The sequence below is a fragment of the Streptomyces niphimycinicus genome, from assembly GCF_018883605.1.
GTDB lineage: Bacteria > Actinomycetota > Actinomycetes > Streptomycetales > Streptomycetaceae > Streptomyces > Streptomyces niphimycinicus.
Genome location: NZ_JAHLEM010000763.1, coordinates 1 through 9,373, shown reverse-complemented (window position 1 = coordinate 9,373; position 9,373 = coordinate 1). Strand labels below are relative to the sequence as shown.

General features: G+C 70.9%; 9 protein-coding genes and 1 pseudogene. 8 read left to right on the top strand and 2 right to left on the bottom strand.

The features are described 5' to 3' along the window. A pseudogene (locus KN815_RS42170) lies at positions 1-148 on the top strand (IS110 family transposase); the annotation flags it as partial. A 189-nt stretch (positions 149-337) separates the two neighbouring features. Next, complete coding sequence (gene hutH, locus KN815_RS42165; protein ID WP_216347062.1) at positions 338-1,882, top strand: histidine ammonia-lyase; 1,545 nt, start codon at positions 338-340, stop codon at positions 1,880-1,882. A 55-nt stretch (positions 1,883-1,937) separates the two neighbouring features. Here the strand turns inward: hutH and KN815_RS42160 are convergent, their stop codons facing one another. Next, positions 1,938-2,243, bottom strand: coding sequence for a hypothetical protein (locus KN815_RS42160; protein ID WP_372458619.1), 306 nt, complete (start codon positions 2,241-2,243; stop codon positions 1,938-1,940). Between the two features lie 99 nt (positions 2,244-2,342). Here KN815_RS42160 and KN815_RS42155 point away from each other — a divergent pair, with 99 nt between their 5' ends. The 3 genes from KN815_RS42155 (at position 2,343) to KN815_RS42145 (ending at position 5,268) form a co-directional block, all read left to right on the top strand. Then, complete coding sequence (locus KN815_RS42155; protein ID WP_216347060.1) at positions 2,343-2,678, top strand: hypothetical protein; 336 nt, start codon at positions 2,343-2,345, stop codon at positions 2,676-2,678. 290 nt (positions 2,679-2,968) lie between these two features. Further along, positions 2,969-4,228 (top strand): L,D-transpeptidase, encoded by a 1,260-nt coding sequence (locus tag KN815_RS42150; protein ID WP_216347059.1) that lies wholly within the window; start codon positions 2,969-2,971, stop codon positions 4,226-4,228. A 257-nt stretch (positions 4,229-4,485) separates the two neighbouring features. Continuing rightward, on the top strand, positions 4,486-5,268 hold the full coding sequence (locus KN815_RS42145) for a VOC family protein (protein WP_216347058.1): 783 nt from the start codon (positions 4,486-4,488) through the stop codon (positions 5,266-5,268). A gap of 86 nt (positions 5,269-5,354) precedes the next feature. Here the strand turns inward: KN815_RS42145 and KN815_RS42140 are convergent, their stop codons facing one another. Next, on the bottom strand, positions 5,355-6,818 hold the full coding sequence (locus KN815_RS42140; RefSeq protein ID WP_216347057.1) for a DUF2079 domain-containing protein: 1,464 nt from the start codon (positions 6,816-6,818) through the stop codon (positions 5,355-5,357). Between the two features lie 83 nt (positions 6,819-6,901). Here KN815_RS42140 and KN815_RS42135 point away from each other — a divergent pair, with 83 nt between their 5' ends. The 3 genes from KN815_RS42135 to KN815_RS42125 all read left to right on the top strand — a co-directional run. Next, entirely contained in the window at positions 6,902-7,588 is a 687-nt protein-coding gene (locus KN815_RS42135; protein ID WP_216347056.1) for an HNH endonuclease family protein, read from the top strand. A 203-nt stretch (positions 7,589-7,791) separates the two neighbouring features. Beyond that, positions 7,792-8,409, top strand: coding sequence for a SurA N-terminal domain-containing protein (locus KN815_RS42130; RefSeq protein WP_216347055.1), 618 nt, complete (start codon positions 7,792-7,794; stop codon positions 8,407-8,409). After that, on the top strand, positions 8,370-9,373 hold a 1,004-nt coding region (locus KN815_RS42125), incomplete at its 3' end, for a nucleoside triphosphate pyrophosphohydrolase (protein WP_253209585.1). The genes KN815_RS42130 and KN815_RS42125, both read left to right, overlap by 40 nt.

Genomic DNA, 9,373 nt, shown 5'->3' with positions numbered 1-9,373 from the left:
CTCCAGGACCTACTACGACAAGAAGATCGCCCAGGGCAAGCACCACACCCAAGCCCTCCTCTGCCTCGCCAGACGCCGAGCCGACGTCCTCTTCGCGATGCTTCGCGACGGCACCTTCTACGACCCGCAACCTGCCCCCACAGCTTGACGAAACCCATAGGGGCACCCCCCGGGGGGACCGGGGTGGGGCCCCGATTTCAGCCCCTCCGGCGTTTGAGGAGCGGGGTCCGGGGCGGAGCCCCGGTGGGGGTGCGGGGGCTTGCCCCCGGTTCTAGGGCCGGGTGGGGAAGGTTCAGTGGGGTGACAGGGGGCGATTCACTCTCTAGGGTGCCTGAATATGGATATGCACTCTGTGGTCGTGGGGACGTCCGGAACGACCGCCGACGATGTCATCGCCGTGGCCCGCGGCGCCGCGCGCGTAGAGGTCTCCGAGGCGGCGCTCGAAGCCATCTCGGCCTCACGGCAGGTGATCGACGATCTCGCCGCCAAGCCCGAGCCCGTCTACGGCGTCTCCACCGGCTTCGGCGCGCTCGCCGTACGCCACATCAGCCCCGAGCTCCGCGCCCAGCTCCAGCGCAACATCGTCCGGTCGCACGCCGCCGGCATGGGCGCGCCGGTCGAGCGTGAGGTCGTACGGGCGCTGATGTTCCTGCGGCTGAAGACGCTCGCGTCCGGCCGTACCGGGGTCCGGCCCGTCGTGGTCGGGACGATGGCCGCGCTCCTCAACGCGGGGATCACCCCCGTGGTGCACGAATACGGCTCGCTGGGCTGCTCCGGGGACCTCGCGCCGCTGTCCCACTGCGCACTGACCCTGATGGGCGAGGGCGAGGCCGAGGGCCCGGACGGGGTTGTGCGGCCGGCCGCCGAGCTGCTGGCCGAGCACGGCATCGAGCCGGTCGAGCTGCGCGAGAAGGAGGGTCTCGCGCTGCTCAACGGCACCGACGGGATGCTCGGCATGCTGATCATGGCCTGCGCCGATCTCGCCCGGCTGTTCACCGTCGCCGATGTGACCGCCGCCCTCTCGCTGGAGGCGCTGCTCGGCACCGATCGCGTCCTCGCACCCGAGCTGCACGCCATCCGCCCCCACCCGGGGCAGGCGGCCAGCGCCGCCAACATGCTGCGGGTGCTGGAGGGTTCGGGGCTCACCGGGCACCACCAGGACGACGCGCCGCGCGTCCAGGACGCGTACTCGATCCGCTGCGCCCCGCAGGTCGCGGGCGCGGGCCGGGACACCCTCGCGCACGCCCGGCTGGTCGCCGACCGCGAGCTGGCCTCCGCCGTGGACAACCCCGTCGTCCTGCCGGACGGACGGGTGGAGTCCAACGGCAACTTCCATGGCGCCCCCGTGGCGTATGTCCTGGACTTCCTGGCCATCGCGGCGGCCGACCTCGCCTCGATCGCCGAGCGCCGCACCGACCGGCTGCTGGACAAGAACCGCTCCCACGGCCTGCCGCCCTTCCTGGCCGGTGACCCGGGCGTGGACTCCGGGCTGATGATCGCCCAGTACACCCAGGCGGCGCTGGTCAGCGAGCTGAAGCGGCTGGCGGTGCCCGCCTCGGTCGACTCCATCCCGTCCTCCGCGATGCAGGAGGACCATGTCTCGATGGGCTGGTCGGCGGCGCGCAAGCTGCGTACGGCGGTGGACAATCTGGCCCGCGTGCTGGCCGTGGAGCTGGTCGCCGCCACTCGCGGCGTCGAGCTGCGCGAGGGGCTGGAGCCCGCGCCCGCGAGCCGGGCGGTGCTGGCGGCGGTGCGCCGGGCGGGCGTCGAGGGGCCGGGCGGGGACCGCTATCTGGCGCCCGACTTGGCGGCGGCGGACGCGTTCGTACGATCCGGAGAGCTGATCGAGGCCGTGGAGTCGGTGACGGGCCGCCTGGACTGAACCGGCGGCGTGAACGGAGGAGTCCACGAGGCTTGAACGGCCCGCGCCCGCGGTGTCAGTACGCCTCCGGGCGGGTCCGCCGCACGGAGGCCGTCACCATCGCGACGCCCAGGCCCAGAAAGGCCGTGCCGCCGAAGAGATACGGGGTGACGTCCACGCTGCCGGTATCGGCCAGATCTCCGTCGGGCACGGCCTCGGTCCTGGCCTCGGATCCGGTCGGTCCGGGTGAGGTCCGCGAGGGCGCCGATGACGACCCCGGGTCCTCCACCGTGGCGTTGGCGGACGGAACGAACCACAGGGCGCACAGCAGCGAACCGGCAGCGGCGGCCGTCAGCAGCGGTCGGCGTGCGGACAACGGCATCCTCCTTGAGGCTGCGGCAAATTGACCCCGTGCGCCGATCGTAGTGACAACTGCGGGTCGTGCGGAAGCGAGACGGGTAGGAGCCCTAATCTCCGTCGCATGACGAGTACCGAGACATCCCAGTTTGTCCGGCTTCGCGTGGAGCTCGTGGTGGAGATCACCGATCCGGACGTGCTGCGGCGCGCGACATACGAGCGGATCGACGGCGATGCGTCCCTGGCCGCGGAGGAGCGAGGACACGCGCGCCGCATGGTGGAGTCGGACGAGGCCGAGGCGCTGGCGTATCTGGTCGATCCGTTCGAGATGGTGGAGGAGGTGCCGGGGGTCGAACTGGCCCAGGCGTCCTGGAGCAGCGAGCACATCGACTACGATCCTCGCGCCGCCGAGTGGTCCGGGGCCTTCGTCGAGCTGGACGAGGACGACGAGGAGTACTAGGGCGATGAGGGCGATGAGGGCGACTAGGACGAGTGAGCCGGGTGGCGGCGCACGCGGCGGCTCAGAGCGGCACTGAGGGGGCTCAGGGCGGCGAAGACGGGGCGAAGACGGCTGAGCCGTACGGGTCCGGGTGTCGACGGGTCTTAGGCTTGTCCGGTGTCTTTGCTCAGTGGCCTTGCGCACAGTTTTACTGTGCGTGGAACCGGCCAAAAGGTACGGGCGTTCTTTTCAGGCAGGTCCGGGGTTTCTGGGGTCCAGATCAAGATCCAGATCAAATGGAGAAGCGTGTGATGACGGACGGCAAGCGCCGTAAGGGGCTGGTGGCCGCGGCCGCCGTGCTCGGCGGCGTACTCACTCTCGCCGCATGCGGCGGGGATGGCGGCGGCGACGACGCCAAGAACGACGGGAACAAGTCGCAGTCGCAGGTCGACGAGGCAGCGGCCAAGGACGCGTCGGACGCCCACATCAAGATCACGCCGAAGGCCGGTGCGACGAACGCGGGCATCAACAGTGACACCAAGGTCACGGTCAGCGGGGGCAAGCTCAGCTCCGTCACGATGAAGTCCGCGTCGACCGGCGACACCGTGGCCGGGACCATATCGCCCGACAAGACGTCCTGGAAGCCGAGCGCGCAGCTCGAGCGGGCCACCCAGTACAAGATCGCCGCGTCCGCCGAGGACTCCAAGGGCCGTAAGGCGACCGAGAACTCGTCCTTCACCACCGTCTCGCCCGCCAACAGCTTCATCGGCAACTTCACGCCGGAGGACGGCTCCACGGTCGGCGTGGGCATGCCGGTCTCGATCCGGTTCGACAAGGCGGTGACCAACAAGAAGGACGTCGAGTCCCACATCAAGGTCACCTCCAGCAGCGGCCAGCAGGTGGTCGGCCACTGGTTCGACGGGAACCGGCTGGACCTGCGCCCGAAGGACTACTGGAAGGCCAACTCGACCGTCACCCTGAAGCTCGACCTGGACGGCGTCGAGGCTGCGCCCGGTGTCAAGGGCGTCCAGGAGAAGACCGTCAACTTCAAGATCGGCCACTCCCAGGTCTCCACGGTCGACGCCGAGTCCAAGGAGATGAAGGTCGTCCGCGACGGCAAGCTGCTGAAGACCATCAAGATCTCGGCCGGCAGCCCCGACAACACGACCTACAACGGTCAGATGGTGATCTCCGAGAAGTTCAAGGAGACCCGGATGAACGGTGCCACGGTCGGCTTCACGGACGATGACGGCAAGGGCGAGTACGACATCAAGGACGTGCCCCACGCCATGCGGCTGTCCACCTCGGGCACCTTCATCCACGGCAACTACTGGGGCGCCAAGTCCATCTTCGGCAGCGCCAACACCAGCCACGGCTGTGTCGGCCTGTCGGACACCAAGGGAGCGGGCGACCCCAACACGGACGGCGCCTGGTTCTACGACAACTCCCAGGTCGGCGACGTCGTCGTCGTGAAGAACTCCAACGACGAGACCATCCAGCCGGACAACGGCCTCAACGGATGGAACATGGACTGGAGCAAGTGGGTGGCCGGAAGCGCCGTCGGCGCCTGACACACCCTCTTCTCACCACCGCCGGGCGGCGGTCGGCCTTCGGGCCGGCCGCCGCCCGGCGGTTTCACGGCGGCTTCGGAACGGCCGGAGAGCCGTGTCCAGGACCGGAGAGCCGTGTGCACGGCCGGTCACGGACCGGTGCGCGCCGTAGCGATCCCCGTCGAGTGGCGGGCCGGGCCGGCCGGAGGAGAATGGGCCGAAGGGGGCCATCCCATCCGGCCACGCCCGGCCGGAGGTGGCGATACGGAGGCGGCCCCATGCCCGAAGTCACGTCCTATCAGCCCGGAACACCCTGCTGGATCGATCTGATGATCCCCGACCAACAGGCCGCCCTGGACTTCTACTCCGGGCTGTTCGGCTGGGAGGCGGAGGTAGGCCCTCCGGAGACCGGCGGCTATGCGATGTGCACCCTGAGGGGCAAGCCCGTCGCGGGGGCCATGTCCGCGCAGTCGATGTCCGGGGAGGGCCCGCCGCCGACCGTGTGGACCACCTACTTCTGCTCCGCCGACGCCCAGGCCACCTCGGAGGCCATCAGCCGGGCCGGCGGCACCGTGCTGCTGCCGGTCATGGATGTGATGGACCTCGGGCGGATGCTGGTGGCGGCCGACCCGCTGGGGGCCGTCTTCGGCATCTGGCAGCCGCTCAGCTTCTCCGGCGCGGGCCTCGTCAACGAGCCGGGCACGCTGATCTGGAACGAGCTCAACACCACCGACCGGGAGGCGGCTTCGGCCTTCTACGCGGAGGCGCTGGGCGTGGAGTCGGCCCCGATGGAGGGCGCCGAGGGCTACTTCGCGCTCTCCGTCAACGGCCGTACGGTCGGCGGGCTCCAGCCGCTGCGGGAGGGGACGCCGCCGGAGGTGCCCCCGCACTGGCTGGTCTACTTCGCCGTCGAGGACGCCGACCGCTCCGCGGCCAAGGTGTCCGCGGAGGGCGGCACGGTCCTGCGCCCGCCGTACGACATGGTCGCGGGCCGGATGTCCCTGGTGAAGGACCCGCAGGGGGCGCCGTTCGCCCTCATCGCGCCGAAGCCCATGAGCTGAGCCGCGGGCCGGACCGGTGCGGACCCCGTCCGGCCCCGCTCGAGGATCTCAGCCCCGCTCGAGGATCTCAGCCCCGCTCGAGGATCTCAGCCCCGCTTGAGCACGAAGTAGCCCGAGGCGAAGCCGACGGGGGTGTACCGCGTGTCCGGGTGCAGTTGCCCCGCGTAGTCGACCACCTGCCGCACGGTGCGCTCCGGCGGCTCCTGAAGGGCTATGTAGTCCGGCTGTATGTCCTCGGTGGCGCCGACCCACAGCACCCGGCAGCGGCTGGTGAGCCGGCTTATGGGCCCCACGTTGGCCTCCACCGTCGCCCCGTCCGGGATCCGGTCCAGCAGCCGCTCCACCGCGCCCGCCTGCGGCGGCCTGTCGTAGGTGGCGCCCTGGGTGAGGCTGTACAGCGGCATGGAGGACGACAGCGCCAGGGCCGCGCCGCACACCGCGGCGGGCATCTGGCGGGCGTACGAGGCGAGCCAGGGCCGCCGGGTGGTGCGGGTGCGGTCCAGGGCGTCCACCAGGGCCAGCAGGACGACCGGCATCAGCACCGCGTTGTAGTGCCAGTCGGTGCCCCAGTAGTGGTCGTCGTGGGAGAGGAAGCGCCAGCCGAGGGTGGGCACGGCGGCCAGCAGCAGTGGGGAGCGCAGCGCCAGCAGACCGGTGGTCGGCAGCAGGATCCACAGCAGGGTGCGCAGCGCGGTGCCGAAGGGGATCGTGCCCGTCTGCTCACCGCCGCTGCCGACCTTGTCCCAATAGTCGTACGAACCCCCGCCGTTGAAGCCGGGGATGACGACGCCGAGCGCGAGCGCCGAGACGATGACGCCGAAGCCCATCAGCACGACGGCGAGCGGTACGGCGCGGGGGCCGCGCTCGGGGTCGTGCCGGGCGCGGAGCCATACGACCGCGCCGATCGCGGCCACGGTGGCGCCCATGTCCTCCTTGACGAAGACCAGCGGGGCGGCCCACAGCATCGCCGGGTACCAGCGCCCCCGGATCACCGCCTCCAGGGAGAAGGCGATGAGCGGAACGGCGAAACATATCTCGTGGAAGTCGAAGTCCACGGCGCGCTGGATGCCCCAGGAGACCCCGTAGGCGATGCCGATCGCGAGCCCCCGGCCGCGGCCCAGCAGCCGGGCGGCGACGCGGGTGACGGGCACGGCGGAGACGGCGAACAGCGCCGCCTGCGCGACCAGCAGCGTGACGGGCCCGGGAAAGAGCCGGTAGACGGGGCCGAGCAGCGCCGTGATGGGGCTGAAGTGGTCGCCGAGGATATTGGCGCCGGGGCCCTTGAGATCGGCTATGGGGGCCTGGAAGTGTGCGTACGCCCGTATCGCCTGCTCGAAGATGCCCAGGTCCCAGGACATGGTGGCCATGCGGCGGAAGCGGCAGACCGACAGCGCCGTGAAGGCGGCGAAGAGGGCGAGGGCCAGCCAGTACGGATCGGCCCGCGGCTGCCGCAGCGCACCCGCTCTCGCGACGAGCCGGGTACGCCCCGCGGTGACGGCGGTCGCCCCCTCGGCGCCGGTGCCGGGCGGAGCGGTTGCGGCCGTGTCCATCCAGGGTCCTTATCGTGTGGGCGGTCTGTGCGAAAAGATACGCGAAGGGGGCGGGAAGGTTGCAGGGACGGATTCGCATACCGATGCGGAGTTCTGTGGCGGTGCTGGCCGCGCTGTTGGCGGTCGGCGGCTGCAAGGCCGGTGACCAGGGCGGCGGTAAGGGCGGTGGTACTTCGAGCGGGCCCGCGGCGTCCGGATCGGCCCTCGCGGCTGTGTCCTCGCTCACAGTCAAGGGGCGTGCGCCGAAGACGGGTTATGAGCGGAGCGAGTTCGGCAGCTCGTGGGTGGACACCGACGACAACGGCTGCGGGACCCGCGACGACATCCTCAAACGGGACCTGAAGGACGTGAGGTTCCGCGACGGCCACTGCCTGGTCGCCTCGGGCACGCTCACCGACGATCCGTACACCGGCCGCGATGTGCGGTTCGTCCGGGGCCACAGCAAGGTGGACATCGACCATGTGGTCGCGCTGTCGGACGCCTGGCAGAAGGGCGCCCAGAAGTGGGACCGGGACAAGCGCCTGGCGTTCGCCAACGATCCGCTCAATCTGATCGCCGTGGACGCGTCCGCCAACCGCCGTAAGGGAGACGGCGACGCGGCGACCTGGCTGCCGCCCAACAAGGCGTACCGCTGTGACTATGTGGCGCATCAGGTGGCCGTGAAGAAGGCGTACGGGCTGTGGGTGACCGAGGCCGAGAAGGGGGCGATGAAGCGGGTGTTGGGCTCCTGCCCCACGGCGAAGCTGCCCGCGCGCTCCGGCGGCCGCTAGGGGCCTGTCGTTTGGATCAGGCCGGGCTCGCGGGGTCTGATCCAAACGACAGACCCTGGGCCCGCACCGGCGGATGGCGGCCGGGCGCTGACCAAGACCGCGGTGAATCGTTGTCCAAGCAGTGGCCTAGGCCGCGCCGACTCCCTACCATCGATCAACGCCAGATCGTTTGTCGCGCCGCACGATCTCTGCCGGGAGGCTCCATGATCCGCCGCCATACTGCGCTCTCCGTCTCCGCCGCGTCCGCGCTCCTCCTCTGTGCGCCGCTGCTCACCGCGTGCGGCGAGGCCCCGCGGCCCGGCGCCGCGGCGGTCATGGACGGCGGCCGGATCACCGTGTCCGAGCTCCAGGGGCAGGTCAAGGCCGTCCGGGAGGCGCAGCGTCATGATCCGAGGGCGGCTCAAATGGTCGCGGGCAGCGGTCGGCTGAGCCAGGACACACTGATCCGGATGATCCAGTTCCGGGTGATCGAGCGGGCCGGCAAGGACAACGGGATCAGCCTCACCCGCCGCGAGATCCAGCGCGCCCGCGCCGCCGCCGAGGGGCAGAGCGGCGGGGCCACCGCGCTGCGCGCCCTGTATCTCCAGCAGGGCATCGCGCCCGGCGGCATCGACGAGGCCGTCCGGATGGACCTCACGCGCAACGCCCTGCTGCGCAAGCTGGGCACCTCCAAGGTCAACCAGGTGTTCGCCCGGACCTCCAAGGCGCTCGACATCAAGGTGAACCCCCGCTACGGAAAGTGGGACAACACCCAGGGCACCGCCGTCCTCGCCAAGGAGGCATGGCTGCGCACCTCCGGCGGCACCCCCGAGCAGGCGTAAGTTACGTTGCAAGGGTGACCGAAGCCGACTCGCCCGCCCCCGCCGACGCCGCCCCCACCGGCCGTATCGTCCTCCTCACCACCACCCACCGGGTGGCGCCGGGGCTGCTGTCCTGGCCCGCCTGGCAGGCGCTGCACGGCGCGGACCGGGTGCTCTCCGGCGATCCGGACCATCCGCAGTTGCCGTATCTGCGGGAGGCGGGCGTCCAGGTGGAGCCGGGCTCACCGGCCGCGCGCGAGCTGGTCGACTACTGCGTGGCGGAAGGCGGCCGTACGGCCGTCGTGCTCACCTCCGCCGAGGGCGAGTCCGAGCTGACCGACGGGCTGGCGCGGCTGGCCGGATCCGGCCGTGAGGCGATGCCGGACCTGGAGCTGCTGCCCGGTTCCTACGATCTGCCGGGCGCGCGGCTGCTCGATCTGGTGCAGGTCATGGACCGGATCCGCGCCGAGTGCCCGTGGAGCGGCACCCGGACCAACGAGGAGCTGGTGAAGTACGGCATCGAGGAGGCGTACGAACTCGTCGAGGCCATCGAGGAGGGCGACCGCGAGGCGCTGCTGGAGGAGCTGGGCGATGTGCTGCTCCAGGTCGTCTTCCACGCCCGGATCGCCCAGGACGACCCCGAGGACCCGTTCTCGATCGACGATGTGGCGGGCGGCATCGTGGACAAGCTGATCCACCGCCATCCGCATGTCTTCGGCGACGAGACCGCCGAGACCGCCGAGGACGTCCGGAGGCACTGGCTGCGGACCAAGGCGGCCGAGAAGCAACGCGATTCGGTCACCGAAGGGGTGCCACTCGGTCAGCCCGCGCTCGCGCTGACCGCCAAGCTGGCCTTTCGCGCCCGTACGGCCGCGCTCGACGTGGCCCTGCCGGACGGGGCGGGCGTCGGCTATGAGCTGCTGGCGCTCGCGGTGCGCGCCGAGGCGGACGGCGTGGACCCGGAGGCGGCCCTGCGCGCGGCGGC